Genomic DNA, 15,252 nt, shown 5'->3' with positions numbered 1-15,252 from the left:
GGCACACGTCCGCTGTTACTTGCGGCGCGCCACGTCGTACGCGGCGCAGCCGATCAGTTCGAGGGACACCTGGAGCCGTTCCAGGCTGACGTTCTGGGCGATCGTGTCCTCGGGGGTGTGGTAGAGCGGTTCGAGCTGGCTGGGCGCCTCATTGCCGCGCCAGCTGAAGTTGCCCGCCGGAATGCCGCGCTCGTGGAAGGCCTCGTGGTCGCTGGAGCCGCGGGCGGTGGGGCCCTCGGTCTGGTCGACGTAGCCGAGCCGGCGCGCGGCGGCGTTCACCGCGGCCGTGGTGGTGTTGTCCGCGCCGTCCACGGACAGCAGCCAGTACGTTTCCGCAGGCGGATGGCTGGTGGCGACCATGTCGTTCTGGAAGCAGCCGGTGATCTGCTTGACGCCCGCCTCGTCGAGCTGCTTCACGTAGTGCCGGGCGCCGATCAGGCCGTACTCCTCCGAGGCCCACAGGCAGATGCGGATCGCCTGCTGGGTGGGGAGCCGCTTCAGAACGCGCGCCAACTCCAGGCACAGTGCGGTTCCGCTGCCGTCGTCGTTGCCGCCGGGCGAGCCGGGGACGCTGTCGTAGTGTGCGCTGACGATGACGGCCTTGCCCTCGGGGTTGGGCAGCGACGATTTCCGCTCGGCCAGGACGTTGTACGAGGTCAGCCCGGAGTGATGGGTGACCTCGAAGGACAGCTGCCGGGCGCCCGCGCGGATCCGTTCGCCGTGGTATTCGGCCAGGCCCAGCACCGGGATCGCGACCGGCGCCTTCAGGTTCGGGGTGAAAGAGCCGGGCTTGCGCTCGGGATAGGTGACCGAGCGTGCGTTGATGATGAGCGCCGCGCTGGCGCCCGCGTCCGCGGCGGCCTTGGCCTGTTCGGTCTCCATGCCGACCACGCGGTCGAACAGCACCGGCCTGCCGCGCACATCGCCGGTGACCTCGGTGACCCGGTCCACGTCCACGACCTCGCCGTGCACAGAGGCGACGGCGCCCTGCGGGGAGGCGCTGCACTGCCAGGGCCGCTCGCCTCGGGCGTGGATCTCCGCCAGGTACTTGTCGGCGACGGGGAAGGGCTGTAGTTCGACCTTGTAGCCGAGGTCGCGCAGATACTCGGCGATGTAGCGGGCGGCGCGGTGCTCGGCCGGGGTGCCGGCGACGCGCCAGCCGATCTCGTTGCTGAGCACCTCCAGGTGCCGCAGCGCCCGGCGGGCGTCGACGCGGGCGACCACGGCCTTGTCGCCGGCGGTGAGGGAGGGCGGCAGGGTGGCACCGGGGCGCTGCCGGGTCGCGGCGGCGGCGGTACCGGGGAGCAGGCCGACGGTCGCGAACCCGGCGAAGGCCGCGACTCCGGCCAGCAGGTCACGGCGTTTGACCTCGGACATGGCGTCTCCTCAGGGAGATAGAGGCCGTGCCCGCCGAGCTCGGATCGCGAGCCGGTGGCGAACGACGGCGCGGCAAGGAACTATGCCCCCGTTCGCGCGAATCTACGAAATCACCTCAACACCGACAATAATGGCCCGACATTCCGCAACCGAATCGTGATAAATGTTGATCATGTTGATCGAGAGCGAGTGGACCGGCGTCACATTGTGCGCCCCTTCCCTGGACGGTGCGATGATCAAGCACGTCAGGGAGGTGACAGCACGTCTCCGCTCGTCCCGGCTCTCGACGGCGTCGACCGCGCATGTGCGCGACCACCGCTATGCGGCTGCGGTACAGCGTGTAATGGAATTGGATTTGAGTTTTTAGTCTTGAACCGACCTCAGAACAAACCATTGGCACATGTGAAGCCGGGACTGCCTGGCCTCCACTGGTTGTCTCTGCGGGTAGTACGTCACCTTCAGTCCGAGCTTCGCGTGTGGGTCCACTTCGGTCACCGCGATGGTGGAGACGCGGGCGCCGGTTGCGGATGATCCTTGGGGACGTTCCCGGCCAGGGGCACTCTGACCAATGGTCCGCGTCCCGTCATGACCACAGTTGGCCGGGTCCGGTGCCCCCGTTCCGCTCTCTACTGCCCTCAGCGGCTCCTACGGTGTAAACCGATATATTCCTCTCATATCGAGGCCCTGATGAACAAACCGAGCATCAACCCGGATGTCCCGCACTCCGCGCGCGTGTGGAACTACATCCTCGGTGGCAAGGACAACTACCCGGCCGACCAGGAGGCCGGTGATCAGGCCATGCAGATGCTGCCGGAGGTGGCCCGGCTGGCCCGCGAGTCCCGCCAGTACCTCAACCGGGCGGTGTCCTACCTGGTCGAAGAGGCCGGGGTCCGGCAGTTCCTGGATGTCGGAACGGGTCTGCCCACGGTCGACAACACCCACGAGGTCGCGCAACGGTCCGCGCCCGAGACGCGAATCGTCTATGTCGACCACGACCCCCTGGTGCTGGCGCACGCCCGGGCATTGCTGACCAGCCATCCCGCGGGCGCCTGCGACTACATCCACGCCGACCTGCGCGACCCCGACACGATCTTGAAACAGGCCGGCCGGACGCTGGACTTCACCGAGCCGATCGCGCTGATGCTCATGGGCGTCACCGAGTTCATCCCCGACGACCAGCAGGCCTTCGGCATCGTCGACCGTCTGGTGGCAGCGCTGCCGTCGGGGTCGTATCTGGCGCTGTACGCCACGACCAACGTGGTGCACGGCGAGCGCACCGACCGGGCGATCGAGATGTGGAACCAGGCCGAGAGCACCGCCCCCATGACGGCCCGCTCGGTGGAGCAGATCGCCATGTTCTTCCGCGGGCTGGAGCCGGTGGATCCGGGCCTGGTCGAGATCACCCAGTGGAGGCCCGTCCACCCGGCCCTGACCGGCGACCCGGTCGACGGGTACGCCGGTATCGGGCGCAAGCCGTGACCACCCTCGCTTCCCCGGCGAACCCGGTGGTGCCGGCCAACTCCTTTCCGCACTGATGGAGAAAGGCGGGTGTCCCGGCGGCGCCCGCGTCCGGAAGAAGGTCTGCGACTCCCGCGTCAGCGGCGGCCGTTCTGGGCGACGCATCGGGCGACGGCCTTCGCGAGGAAGGGCTCCAGGGGCTGGCCGACGGCGGTGTCGGCCGAAAGCAGCAGCGGAGTGCCGTCCTCGCCCTTGCCGAAGCAGGCGATGCGACCGGTTTCGACGCCCATGACCGGGTCGAGGATGTACGGATCCTTGTTCGCCCACATCACCTGCTGGTCGGCCGCCAGGCCCGTCCGGAGCCGCGCCTTGCGCAGCTTCTTGTTGCGCGGAGGGCTCTGCGAGAGCGGGTAGGCGGGCACCAGCGGCTCCGTACGGGCCATCGGGTAGGCGTGGCCCTCGGGGTCCAGGGCGAAAGCCCCGAGCGGCCAGCGGCGGCCGACGATCATGACGCGGCCGGCGAGCACGAACCCCCAGAGCTCCAACCGCTCGTTGGGCTTGCGCGCCTCCAGCACGGGGACGGACGGGACGGCGGCGTCCCGAAGGTGGCGCGCCGAGGCCGACAGCAGATCCTGGACGCGGGCCACGACCTGTTGCCACTCGGGCAGTTCGCCGTGCCGCCGGGCGTTCTCGCTCGCGGCGCGCGCCGCCGCCTGCTCGTCGAGCCTGCGCCGCTCGGCCGACACCAGATCATCGAAGTCGGACACGTCACCGTCCTGCCTTGCCGCGGGCCTGGGAGCACCGCGTGCACGGCGGCCGCCCCTAGACGATCGCACACGCGATCAAGGCGGGACAATCCCGGGAAATGCCGGGTGGTGCGGACGGAACGGGGTCGGGGATCATGCGGGCATGAAGCTGATCGGCGGGCTGCGGCGGCCCGCGCTGCCGACGACTCCGGCGGGGGTGGAGTTGTGCGCGGTGGCGGTGTTCGCAGGCGTGCGCGCGGTGAACCTGGCGCAGTTCGCCGTCGCGTCGCCGGTCGCCCTGCGGCACGCGACCTCGCCGGTCCTGCTGCTGGTGGTCCTCGGCGGCTACCTGGCCGAGTCGGTGGCGGTCGGCGCGGTCGTGGTCGGCGCCCGCGCCTACCGTGACCGCCGCTGGGGCTGGGCCGACACGGTGACCGCGGGTGCGGTGCTGCTGGCCCAGCCGCTGTTCACCGCCGCGTCCGACCGTACGGGGAGCTGGACGGCGTGGGGGTTCGCCTGCACGTTGAGCTCCGCCGTGGGAGCGGCGGTCGTGTTCACGCGGCGGCGGCACATTGCGGCCGCGGTCGCCGTCCTCGCCGGGTGCTACCTGGCCGCGACCCTGCCGGGGGCAGCGGACGGCGCGGCGGCGACCGCGCTGGGCAACGCGTTCGCCTATGCCGGGTTCGCGGTGCTGGCCCGGCTGCTGATCGGTTACCTGCGGCGGCTGGCCGGCGACGTCGAGCGCGCGCGGGAGGAGGCGGCGCGGGCGGCGGCCGAGGCGGCGCGGCTGCGGGAGCGGGAACGGCAGCGGCTGCTGCTGCACGACAACATCAGCGTGCTGCGGCTGTTCGCCGGAGGCGGCGTCCCCGAGGAGCTGGACGGGCCGCTGCGTGCGCAGGCGATGGCGCTGGCCAACCGGGTCCGCGCGTTCCTGGACGACCCGGCGGCCGACCCGCCGGTGGACGCGGACGCGGGCGACCCGCCACTGGTCTCGGTGCTGCGGGCGGCCGTCGGCGACTACCGCGACCTGCCCGTGGAGGCCAGCGTGGACCTGGCCGGCGGTGTCCGCCTGCCGGAACCCGCCGCCGGGGCCGTCCGCGCGGCCGTGGGCACCCTGCTGGCGAACGTGCGGGTGCATGCGGACGCTTCGAACGTCGTCGTGCACGCCGACGCCGATCCCGCCGAAGGCGAATGGGAGGTGACCGTCGCCGACGACGGCCGCGGGTTCGACCCGGCCGCCACGCCGCGCGGGTTCGGGCTGCGCGTCCAGGTCGAGCAGGCTCTGGCCGCCCACGGGATCGCCGTGCACGTGCACTCGGTCCCCGGCGACGGTACGCGGGTCACGCTGCGCGGACCCCTGCCCGGCGGACCCGCCTTGCGGGGGGCCGTCGAGCCGGAGGTCGCGTCGTGACGGGCGAACCCCGCGTGCGGGTGGCGGCGATCGACGACGACACCCTCATCCGGGACGGCCTCCGGGTCCTGGTGCCGGGCCTGGACGTCGTGGCCGCGTGCCAGGACGTGGCGGAGTTCCTGGCCGTCCGCCCACACGCGGAGGTCGTCCTGCTCGACCTCACGCTGACCGGCACCGGAACCGATCCCGTCCTCCAGGGGCCCGACGCGGTGGCGGCGCTCGCCGCGGACGGGTGGCGCGTCCTCGTCTACACCAACGAGCGGCGCCGCGCCGTCCTGGTCGCATGCTTGAACGCGGGGGCGCGCGGCATCGTGCACAAGGCCGAGCCGCTGCCCGTGCTCGCCGATGCCGCCGCCGATGTCGCGGCCGGCCGGATCGTCATCACCCAAGCCCTGACCGGGCTGGCGGAGCTGGCCGGACGGCGCGGCCGGCTGCCCGGCCTGTCACCCCGGGAACGGGACGTGCTGGCGGGACGAGCCCGCGGCGAATCGTTCCGCAGCATCGCGCGACGCCTGTTCATCACCGAGAAGACCGCGTCCGGATACATGGACCAGGTCAAGCATAAATTCGCCGCCTACCTGCGCGAGCACTCGCCCGCGGATCTGGAGCGCGCGCTCGGGCTGGAACCCGCCGGGCTCACTGACCGGTATCCGCGCGACCCGCCTCCCTGACCCACCGCAGCGCCCCGACCGCTTCGTCCACCGGCTCCCACCCGTTCGCCACCGCCACCGCCACCGCCGCCGACTCGTCTGCGCGGACCGTGATCGCACAAGGAGCCGCATGCCGTTCTCAGCCCCTCCCTGTTCACAGCCCGGCACCACCCGCTTCCGCGGTCTTCTCGCCTTAGCGACGCTCGTGGTCGCGTTCCTGTGCGTCCTCGCACCGGGCGCACGTGCCGACGCCCCGTCGCTGCACGCCACCCCCTCACACCCGACCAACCGCGAACCCGTGACGATCAGCGGCAGGTTCCAGGGCGCCGCCTCGGGCCTGGACGTCCTGCTGCAACGGGAGGGCGGCATGTTCGGCGGTGAATGGGAGCCTGCCGCGTCGGCCACGACGCGAAAGGGCGGTTCGTTCGCCTTCCACCTCGACCGCGTTGACGGTGACGAGACGTACCGGGCGGTACTGTCGGGCGATGGGCGCCGGAGGCTCTCCAAGGAGTTCAAGCTCGGCGTCCGGTACGAGTCGGTCGACCGGCGCTGGGTCCGCGGTGACGCCACCGGCAACCGCAGGACGTTCTTCACCTGCTTCGACTCCACCGGCGACCAGTGCGCGAGCAACGACGACGCCCACACCTCGCCCACCTGGCTCGCCGCCGTCCTGGTGCTGTGCTTCCTCGGCGGCGCCGCACTGCTGGTGTGGGGCGCGGCGGCGCTGCCCAAGAAGGTGCGCGTCGCGGCGGCCGTCATCGGCCTGGTCGCCTGGGTCCCGCTGTTCGCCGACCTGGCCTTCGGCTATGCGATCCCCCGTGTCGGGATGGAGCACAACGCCATCCTCGTCACGTTCCTGTACCCGCTGTACCTGCTCGTCCTGCTGCTCGGCATCGCCTTGATGATCGGCTACCCATTCCTCATGACCAGGCTGATGCGGGCGGACGTCATGCCGCACGGCCGTCCAGGCCGGGCCGGGCTGTTCGGCGCCGTGCTCGCCGTCCTGGTGATCTGGGGAGAGATCTACAAGCACGCGCCCGCCGTGGCGGCCGGGCCGTTCGCGGTGAAAACGCACTGGCTCAACGACGCGGTGCACACCTGGTCGCTGCAGTGGCCGGTGTCCGTGCTGTGGACGGTCCTGGAGTTCTTCGCCACGCAGGCGGGCCTGGTCTCGTTCGGCGCGCTCGCCCTCGTGTCCGTGCTGCTGCCCGCGCCCCGGGGCATGCCGGGCACGTCCGCGCTGACGCTGGCGCACGGCACCGCCGCCAACGTGTCGGCCTTCATCGTGGGGAGCGCCGCCGTCGCCGTCATCTCGATCGTCGTGTTCGCGGTCCTCGTCCTGGCGGCGGTCGCGCTGATGGCCTACGTCATGTTCTACATCCTGGTCGCCTTCACGACCGCCGCCATGCTGGCCTACCTCCTCAAACGCTGAGCCGCCGGCCGAAACCCGCATGTGTCAGGGGGATCGCCCTGGGGCGAACGGTGGTGCGCCGTTCGCGATAGCCGGTGCCGGCGAGTGGATTGATCACGTAGACCTTCCGGCCGGTACTTCGCAGGCAGGCGTCAGCAGTTCGCGGTGAGTCGTGTCCTCGATGAGGCGTCGCCGCGCACGGTGAGCGGTGGACCCCGCCGCCACCCCGATCGCGCATCGTCCGCAGGGGCTTACCGAAGCCTCAGGCGGCATCAGGCATGCCCTCCGTCGTCCCAACGCCCTGACGCCTGGAATCGAAATCATGCACTTATGCGACCTTGAAGTGTTGACATTCGATCCACAGAACCCCACTATGGGTCGAAATCAAGCAGAGGAGTGGTTTGTGTCACAGCTGGAAGTCCTCCGAGACCGGTTGATCGAGCAGGGCGTCAAGTACGTGTTCGGCTTCTATGTGGACATCCATGGGGTGCCGAAGAGCAAGTGCGTCCCGGTGGAGTCGCTGCCCTCCATGGCGAAGGGCTCGGAGCTGTACACCGTGGGGGCGCTGGAGGGCATGGGCGACCTCGGCCCGCATGAGGACGAGTGCGCGGGCATCCCCGACCTGGACCGGCTGGTAATCCTGCCCTGGAAGCCGGAGTTCGCGGTGGTGCCGACCAGCCTGCACCTCGACGGCGGGCTCTACCCGCAGGAGGCGCGCAACTTCCTGCTCCGCCAGGTCAACGAGGCCGCGGAGATGGGCTTCGTCGCCAACGTGGGGATCGAGCCGGAGTTCTACGTCGTGCGCGAGACCGGCCAGGGGTGGGAGCCGCTGGTGCCGCAGGACCGGTTGGACGCGCCGACGCGGGGCTACGACCTGGAGACCACGGTGCTGGCCGAGCCCTTCCTGGGGCCGATGGTCGAGTACATGAACCAGCTCGGCTACGGCGTCTACTCCTTCGACCACGAGGGCGGCGACGGGCAGTACGAGTTCAACTTCGACTACACCGACGCGCTCACCATGGCCGACCGCATGGTGATCTTCCGGCTGATGGCCAAGCACGTCGCTCGCGAACTCGGCTGCATCGCCACGTTCATGGCCAAGCCGTTCCAGGACGACTTCGGCTCCGCGTCGCACGTGAACATCAGCCTGGCCGACAAGGAGACCGGCCGGAACGTCTTCGAGGCCGGGTCCGGCGGCGGTTACAGCGACACCGCCCGCCACTTCGTGGCCGGCGTGCTGGCCCACGCGGGCGCCATTTGCGCGGTGACGTCGCCGACGGTCAACTCCTACAAGCGGTTCACCAGCAAGGGGTTCATGGACGAGATCTCCTGGGCCCCGGTCTACCGGGGCTGGGGCGAGAACAACCGGACCCTGATGTGCCGGATGCCGGTGAACCGGTACTGCCTTGAGGTGCGCACCGTGGACGCCTCGGTCAACTACCACCTCGGCATCGGGCTGATCCTCGCCGCCGGGCTGGACGGCGTCGCCAACAAGCTCGACCCGGGCGAGCCGCTCAACCGCGACACCTATCGGATGAGCGCGGAGGAACTCGCCGGATACGGCGACCTCGCGCTGCCGCGCTCGCTGGAGCAGGCGCTGGACCTGTTCGAGGCCGACGGCCTCGCCGAGCGGGTCATGGGCAAGGAGTTCCACCGCACCTTCCTGGACTACAAGCGGGCGGAGTGCCGCGAGTACGGATCGGTGGTCACCGACTGGGAGACCCGGAACTACCTGCAGAGGCTTTGAGATGCCCACCGTGAACGAGACCTCGGCCGAAGCGCGCCGCCTGCGGGCCAACACGGAGGCATCGGCGAGAATGGTCGGCGCCGAGCCCATGCTGGTGGGCGTGGCCGCGGCGGGTGACGTCGTACCCAGGATGACGCCCACCACCATCCTGACCTCCGGGGCACCGCTGGAATGGCCCGAGTACACGGGCGGCCAGCGTCGCGCCATCCTCTACGGCGCGGTCTACGAGGGCTTGGCGGGGAGCGCCGAGGACGCCGAGGCCAAGCTCGATCGCGGCGAGATCCAGGTGCGCTCCACCCAGCAGCACGACTGCATAGGCTCGGTCGCCGGCATCTACACCGCCTCGATGCCGGTGTTCATCGTCCGCGACGACGTCCACGGCAACCTCGCCTTCTGCAACTTCTACGAAGGCAAGAGCCGCTACCGGCTCAACTACGGGTCCTACGACCAAGAAGTCGCCGACGGGCTGCGGTGGCTGGAGTCGACCATGGCGCCGGTGCTGGCCGAGTGCCTCGCCGGCGACCCGATCCCGCTCAAGCCGATGATGGCCCGGGCGTTGCGGCTGGGCGACGAGCTGCACAGCCGCAACACGGCGGCCACCCTGCTGCTGCAGCGGGAGCTGACCCCGCGGCTGTTCGCACTGGCCACGGCGGCGGAGTGGCGGACGCGGGTGGAGGAGGTCATGGACTTCTTCCTGGCGAACGACTACACCTTCCTGAGACTCGGCATGGCCGCGGCCAAGGCCACCGCGGACGCCGCCCACGGCGTCGAGCACAGCAGCCTGGTCACGGGAATGGCGATCAACTGCCGCGAGTTCGCGCTCCGCGTCAGCGGTCTGGGCCAGGAGTGGTTCCGCGGCGGCCACCCCGAGCTTCAAGGACGGTTCTTCGACGGTTTCACCGCGGCCGACGCCGAATGGATCGGCGGAGAGAGCTGCGTCACCGAGACCGTCGGCCTCGGCGGGATGGCACAGGCGTGCGCCCCGTCGCTGATGGACTACCAGGGCGGCAGTTTCCAGGCGATGATGGCCAACAACGAGGCGATGTACGCCATCACCTCGGCCGAGCATCCCACCTACCGGATCCCGGCGTTCGACTTCCGCGGAACGCCGGTGGGCATCGACCTGCACGCCGTCGTCGCCACCGGCGTCACTCCGCTGATCGACGGCGGCCTGGCCGGACGGTCCGGAGGCCAGATCGGCGCCGGCGTCCTGCGGCCCCGCATCGAGGCGTTCACCGCCGCGGCCGCCGCCTACGCGGAGCGCTACCCGACCTCGATCGCTTCCTGACCACGATGCACCCCTGGAGACAGCCATGACGAACCCGGAGCAGGCGAACACCGTCGGCGGCAGAGCGGCGAACGCGTCCGCGCCCCTGATCCAGGGCCGAATGGGCCCCTTCGAGCTGGCCTTCTTCGTCGTGGCCGCGGCCGGGCCACTCCTGGTGGTCGCGGGTTTCGCCCCGCTGGCCTTCATGATCGGCGGGATCGGAGCCCCCGGCGCCCAGCTCGTCGCGGGCATCGTGCTCCTGCTGTTCGCGGTCGGCCTGACCCGGATGGCGCTGCGCATCAAGAACGCCGGCGCCTTCTACTCCTACATCGGGCAGGGCCTCGGCCGGCCGGTCGGCGGCGGGGCGGCCACGCTGGCGATGGCGGCGTACTCGGTGATCGCCATCGGCCAGCTCGGGGCGGTCGGGGCCTTCGCCGCGGTGCCGGTCCGGGACGCCCTCGGGATCGACGTGCCGTGGCCGGTGTTCTCGTTCACCGCGCTGGCCATCGTGGTCTACCTGGGCCACCGGCAGATCTCGCTCAGCGCGAAGGTGCTCGGCGTCGCCCTGCTGTCGGAGGCCGCGATCCTGCTGGTCCTCGCCGCGCCGGTGCTCTGGCAGGGCGGCGCGGACGGTCTCGACCTGCACTCCTTCTCCCCATCGGCGATCTTCGCGGGCGGCGGCACGGGCGCGATGTTCGCCATCGTGTTCGGCGCGTTCATCGGGTTCGAGTCGACCGCGATCTACTCGGAAGAGGCCCGCGACCCCGAGCGGACCGTCCCCCGGGCCGTCTACCTGGCCGTGGGATTCCTGGCCCTCTTCTACACGTTCATGGCATGGATCGTCTACGTCGCCTACGGCAAGGCGTCGATCGTGGACGCCGCCACCGCCGACCCGGTCGGGCTGGTGTTCGCCGCGACGGAGAAGTACGTCGGGCACGGTGCGGTGGTCGTGATGGAGATCCTGCTGGTGACCAGTGCGTTCGCGTCCACGCTGGCCTTCCACAACACCGCGTCGCGGTACCTGTTCACACTCGGACGCGAAAAGATGCTGCCCGGCAAGCTCGCCCGTGTCCACCCCGACCACCATTCGCCGTACGTGGCCAGCGCCGTCCAGGGGGCCATCGGCCTGGTGGCGGTCACCGCGTTCGTGCTCGCGGGAGCCGACCCCTACCTTCAGGTGTTCCTGCTGCTGGTGGCGCCGGGCGTGCTGGCCGTGATCGTCCTGCAGGCATTGTGCTCCCTCGCGATCGCGGTCTACTTCAACCGGGTGAACACCACGCATGGGCTGAGCGTGTGGAGCACAACGGTGGCGCCACTTCTCAGTCTCGCCGGACTGGGCGTCGCGTCGTGGCTGGTGGCGCGCAACTTCGAGCTGCTGTCGGGCCGCACCGACTGGGTGAACTTCCTCCTTCTCAGCTTCATTCCGCTGGCGTTCCTCGCCGGAACCGTGCGGTCGCTGCAGCTCAAACAGGGCCACCCGGATGTCTACGCCCGGCTGACCAAGACCGAGGTCTTCTGAGCGTTCCGCCGGTACGGAACGCCAACCGCGAGGTAGTCGTGACGGGCAAGCCTCTGATCGGCATCAGCGCCGACCTGGCTGAATCCGCATGGGATGTCCGGCGGCGGCGAGCGGTCGTGCTTCCGGTGGCCTACCACGAGCAGGTCCTGGCCGCCGGCGGCCTCGCCGCCGTCCTCCCTCCCCAGTTGGGGGCGGCATCCGACGTGGTCGAGAAGCTCGACGGCCTGGTGCTGGCCGGGGGAGGGGACATCGACCCCCGGCGGTACGGGGCGCGACCGCATCCGTCCGTGCGCGCGGCGGACGCGCTGCGGGACGAGTGGGAGATCCGGCTCACCGGCTTCGCCCTGGCCGCCGACCTGCCCATCCTCGGCATCTGCCGGGGCATGCAATTGCTCAACGTCGTACGCGGCGGCACCCTGATCCAGCATCTTCCCGATGTCGTCCATACCGACACGCATCTGCCGGTCCGTTCAGGGTTCGGAAAGCACCCGATCACCACCCGGCCCGGCAGCAGGTTGCACGCCGCGCTCGGGGAACGCGCCGACATCGCCACCCACCACCATCAGGCGGTCGGTGACCTCGGCCGGGGAGTGGTGGAGTCGGCGTGGGCCGAGGACGGGATCATCGAGGGTATCGAGGTTCGTGACCGGACCTTCGCCTGCGGGGTGCAGGGCCACGCGGAGGAGAGCGGAATGACCGGGCTGTTCGAGCAGTTCGTCGGTGTGGCGGCCGTGCGCCGGACCGCTCAGCCGAGTTCCCACTCGTAGGAGAACTTCTCGATCTTGAGGATGAGCGAGGTCTCCACGGCGGTGATTCCCGGCAGCGCTCCGAGTACCTCGGTGGTGAATCGGAGCAGGTGCTCCTTGTCGTAGAAGAAAGCCTCGATCATCACGTCGAAACGCCCCGTGGACAGACCGCAATAGCGGACCTCCGGCGCTTCGACCAGTTTCTGGCTCACTTCGCGAAGGTGAGTGAGGCTCACCGAGAGCCCGATGATCGCCGAGATGTTGTACCCGGCCAGCCGGGGAGTGGGCACCGCGACGATTTCGATGAGGTCCCGGTCGCGCATCGCCGCGATGCGCTTACGCACGGTCGTCTCGGTGATCCCCAGCCGCCTCGCGATCGCGGAGTTCGACGTGCGCCCGTCTTTCTGGAGGATCCGAAGGATCTCACGATCGGTGCTGTCCAGCACTGACAGTGAAGGGGCGATATGTCCCGGCCTCATGCCGCCCTGAGAATCCTCCTTGCCACCCACTCGCCCAGGGTATCGCCAACAACGACCTTGACCACTATTGGGCCTTCCACGTGCGCCGCGAGCATGAACGCACCCACCGCCAAGACGAGTACGCACTCACCGTCTGATCACCGTGCTCACTTCATGGAACTGCACCCAAACAGATTCGGCTGCGAAGCGTCCGACGCCGGTCCCCCCCCCGCGATCCGCCCTCGGTCTGACCAACTGCAGTGGCCTGCCCAGTTAAAGGCACCTCTCTGCGTCAAGCGGCGGCGAGCGGAGAGGCATCCAACTTGTTGGATCGGTGGCGTTGATCGCGGTCTGCAGCCAAGATCAACAAGGCTGTGGCCGGGGTCGCTCCAGTTGCACCTGCCGCCCTCCGGCTGGCTCATTCACCGGCGTGCGTGCCGACCGCAGTCGCCGGCGAGAGTGGGCTCAAGAGAGATCTGCACCGCCGGCACCGCGCGGCCGAGTTGTCCAAGCCCTCGAAGCCGGCGTCCGCGCCTGGGCCCAGCAGAGGAACACCAACCCCAAACCGTTCGCGTGGGGCTCAAGCCCACGGCCTACGGATTGAAAGCGAGATCGGCGGGCCGGCGGGGTTCGGTCAAGCTTCGCCCTGCTTCCCCGCGACGCCACCGCGCGGCGAGAGTCGGGCGCGGTGGTGGCCGCCACGCCTCCCAGGTGCGCGGCCGTCAGCTGGACGAGCTCGGGGAGCCGCCCGTCGGCGGAGCCGTCCGCGAGCTCCGCCGAGTGCCAGCAGGCGAACAGGAACGGCACCAGGACCGCGATGGCGCCCGCGGTGTGCCGGGCTTGGGCGATGGTGAGCTCGCGCTGAAAGTGCGGTGCGAGCTCGGCGACCGTGCCGAACTGGCCGATGGCCTGGCGGGCGGCGCGCTCGCCGGAGGGCTGTCGGGGGGTCAAGTCGGCGGCGGCGTCCCGCGCCGGTGAGCTCGTAGCAGCGGAGGCTGCTCGCCCAGATCGAGGCCCACCGAGCGGCTGACGGAGTTGCCGGCGAGACGGCGCGTGCGGCAGCGACGCGACTGACCATGCTGACGGGAATCTTCAACCTGCTCTGGGCGGTCGTGGTGGTGCTGATGATCGTGCGGCCCGGCTCCACCACCGGGGCGTGAGGACGAAGTGGGTCACAGCGGGCGGGGAACCATGCGGTGAGGCGAGGACCGAGGTCAGCTGCCGGGGAGGGGAGAGGAGTTGGGTGGTGCTGATGTCGGTGGCTTTGTGGCGGCGAGGGGGACGGGGAGGACTCCGGCGTTGCTGAGGTCGCTGTTGCTGATCAGCGGACCTGCACAGATCTCGTCTAGCTGTCGTTCCTGTTCCGGGTGCAGGAGTACGCATCCTGTCAAGACGGAGAGAAGTGCCAGGAACTCGAACGTGAGGGTACGGCTCCAGGCGGTCTGCGTGATGTCGTCGAGCTCTGACGACCTGCGCTTGTTCCGGGGGCGGGTGGTCCGGTCGTTCAACCAACGCCACACCACACGCCGACCGGAGGCCGTGTAGTCGATGACTTCCTGCCGCACGGGTGCGAAGGCTCCGCTGCCGACGTAAAGCGTTTGTGCATCCGGATCGTAGGCGAGGTGCTCGGGAAGCCGCTCGGGGAGTGATCTCACGGGAGCCAGGCACTTGATGCCGAAGCGCTCGACGACGGCACGCTCGGAGCGTTTAAGCGTCATGGCGGGATCACTGAGGCGGCTGCCGTACGTGTGGAGCCAGAGGACCTCGTGGCCGATGGTCAGCGCGTCGCCCCACAACGCCGGGTCCGCGGTGATCGGGACTCGTACGCCTGGCTGTCGTAGCTGTTGTTTGAACCGGTGGGTGTACCCGGGGTGGGCGGTCACAGCCGCGATGTAGGCCAGCACATCCGGCGCGGAGACGGAGAGCCCCAATACGCCGCTGAGATGGTTGAGCAACTTGCCGGTCATGTTGGGAACGTTGCCTGTGGGATCGCGCCAGAGCGGGCGCACCCCTCCGCCACCCCAGCCACAGTAGTGGTGGAGGTCCGGTACGAGTCCGGTGAAGGTCAATGCCGGGCCGTCCTCGATCTGGTGGGCGTCCTGCTCGGAGACATAGATCTGCTGCTCGGATCGGACCTGCCAGAGCGGGGGGCGGGCCATGACCAGGAGCCGGTTGTCGGGGATGAGCCACTGCCGGTCGAATGAGCGGTAGGCCACTTGGACCGGTTCGGGACAGGAACCGAACTCTTCTGCCAGCGGTCGAAGGGGGCGCGGGAAGCCGGGCAGCGGCTTGACCTTGCTGTGCAAGGTTCGGTCCCGGCCTTCCCGGAAGAGTTCACGGCGCTCCCCGGCCGGAGCGGCCAGAAACGCGCGCCAGCGGTCTCGTAGCAGGTCGGCTGTGGGTGCGTAGACCCAGGTCCGTCCTGGGGTGACGCCTCGGGAGCGCCAAGGCATGAGATCACT

General features: G+C 69.8%; 13 protein-coding genes. 9 read left to right on the top strand and 4 right to left on the bottom strand.

Annotated elements, in window-relative coordinates; genetic code table 11:
- Positions 1 to 15: 15 nt before the first annotated feature.
- Positions 16 to 1,377, bottom strand: a complete 1,362-nt coding sequence (locus AF1_RS15630; RefSeq protein ID WP_067798806.1) for a M28 family peptidase — start codon at positions 1,375 to 1,377, stop codon at positions 16 to 18.
- A gap of 687 nt (positions 1,378 to 2,064) precedes the next feature.
- Here AF1_RS15630 and AF1_RS15620 point away from each other — a divergent pair.
- A complete protein-coding gene (locus AF1_RS15620; RefSeq protein ID WP_067798800.1) occupies positions 2,065 to 2,856 on the top strand; it encodes an SAM-dependent methyltransferase in 792 nt (263 codons plus the stop codon).
- Between the two features lie 116 nt (positions 2,857 to 2,972).
- On the opposite strand, the gene AF1_RS15615 is transcribed toward AF1_RS15620, so the two are convergent.
- Complete coding sequence (locus tag AF1_RS15615) at positions 2,973 to 3,602, bottom strand: hypothetical protein (protein WP_067798797.1); 630 nt, start codon at positions 3,600 to 3,602, stop codon at positions 2,973 to 2,975.
- Between the two features lie 142 nt (positions 3,603 to 3,744).
- On the opposite strand from AF1_RS15615, the gene AF1_RS36385 reads away from it, so the two are divergent.
- The 7 genes from AF1_RS36385 to AF1_RS15580 all read left to right on the top strand — a co-directional run bounded on the left by AF1_RS36385 (position 3,745) and on the right by AF1_RS15580 (position 12,353).
- Positions 3,745 to 4,992 (top strand): ATP-binding protein, encoded by a 1,248-nt coding sequence (locus tag AF1_RS36385; protein ID WP_067798795.1) that lies wholly within the window; start codon positions 3,745 to 3,747, stop codon positions 4,990 to 4,992.
- A complete protein-coding gene (locus AF1_RS15605) occupies positions 4,989 to 5,663 on the top strand; it encodes a LuxR C-terminal-related transcriptional regulator (RefSeq protein WP_242608943.1) in 675 nt (224 codons plus the stop codon). The genes AF1_RS36385 and AF1_RS15605 overlap by 4 nt, the downstream gene beginning before the upstream one ends.
- A gap of 109 nt (positions 5,664 to 5,772) precedes the next feature.
- Positions 5,773 to 7,074: a hypothetical protein gene (locus tag AF1_RS15600; protein WP_131732842.1), complete on the top strand. Its 1,302-nt coding sequence runs from the start codon at positions 5,773 to 5,775 to the stop codon at positions 7,072 to 7,074.
- Between the two features lie 382 nt (positions 7,075 to 7,456).
- A complete protein-coding gene (locus tag AF1_RS15595; protein WP_067798783.1) occupies positions 7,457 to 8,800 on the top strand; it encodes a hypothetical protein in 1,344 nt (447 codons plus the stop codon).
- 10 nt (positions 8,801 to 8,810) lie between these two features.
- Positions 8,811 to 10,088 (top strand): YlbE family protein, encoded by a 1,278-nt coding sequence (locus tag AF1_RS15590; RefSeq protein ID WP_207394142.1) that lies wholly within the window; start codon positions 8,811 to 8,813, stop codon positions 10,086 to 10,088.
- Positions 10,089 to 10,113: 25 nt separating this feature from the next.
- On the top strand, positions 10,114 to 11,586 hold the full coding sequence (locus AF1_RS15585) for an APC family permease (protein ID WP_067798778.1): 1,473 nt from the start codon (positions 10,114 to 10,116) through the stop codon (positions 11,584 to 11,586).
- Positions 11,587 to 11,624: 38 nt separating this feature from the next.
- A complete protein-coding gene (locus AF1_RS15580; protein WP_067798775.1) occupies positions 11,625 to 12,353 on the top strand; it encodes a gamma-glutamyl-gamma-aminobutyrate hydrolase family protein in 729 nt (242 codons plus the stop codon).
- Here the strand turns inward: AF1_RS15580 and AF1_RS15575 are convergent.
- A complete protein-coding gene (locus tag AF1_RS15575; protein WP_131732841.1) occupies positions 12,332 to 12,841 on the bottom strand; it encodes an Lrp/AsnC family transcriptional regulator in 510 nt (169 codons plus the stop codon). The two genes, AF1_RS15580 and AF1_RS15575, sit on opposite strands and share 22 nt — an antisense overlap.
- 660 nt (positions 12,842 to 13,501) lie before the next feature.
- Here AF1_RS15575 and AF1_RS34425 point away from each other — a divergent pair.
- Entirely contained in the window at positions 13,502 to 13,768 is a 267-nt protein-coding gene (locus AF1_RS34425) for a hypothetical protein (protein ID WP_131732840.1), read from the top strand.
- A 236-nt stretch (positions 13,769 to 14,004) separates the two neighbouring features.
- Here AF1_RS34425 and AF1_RS15565 read toward each other — a convergent pair.
- Positions 14,005 to 15,252, bottom strand: a 1,248-nt coding sequence (locus tag AF1_RS15565) for a type ISP restriction/modification enzyme (protein ID WP_303621240.1), incomplete at its 5' end; no start/stop codon positions are given.

Origin of the sequence: Actinomadura formosensis NBRC 14204, assembly GCF_001552155.1 — a bacterium.
Classification (GTDB): domain Bacteria; phylum Actinomycetota; class Actinomycetes; order Streptosporangiales; family Streptosporangiaceae; genus Spirillospora; species Spirillospora formosensis.
The sequence above is the reverse complement of the archived record's forward strand: the minus strand, read 5'-3'. Positions and strand labels throughout refer to the sequence as shown.

Coding starts and splice junctions, on each gene's coding strand:
- AF1_RS15630 (WP_067798806.1), bottom strand. CDS start 1,377: ATGTCCGAGGTCAAACGCCGTGACCTGCTGGCCGGAGTCGCGGCCTTC.
- AF1_RS15620 (WP_067798800.1), top strand. CDS start 2,065: ATGAACAAACCGAGCATCAACCCGGATGTCCCGCACTCCGCGCGCGTG.
- AF1_RS36385 (WP_067798795.1), top strand. CDS start 3,745: ATGAAGCTGATCGGCGGGCTGCGGCGGCCCGCGCTGCCGACGACTCCG.
- AF1_RS15600 (WP_131732842.1), top strand. CDS start 5,773: ATGCCGTTCTCAGCCCCTCCCTGTTCACAGCCCGGCACCACCCGCTTC.
- AF1_RS15585 (WP_067798778.1), top strand. CDS start 10,114: ATGACGAACCCGGAGCAGGCGAACACCGTCGGCGGCAGAGCGGCGAAC.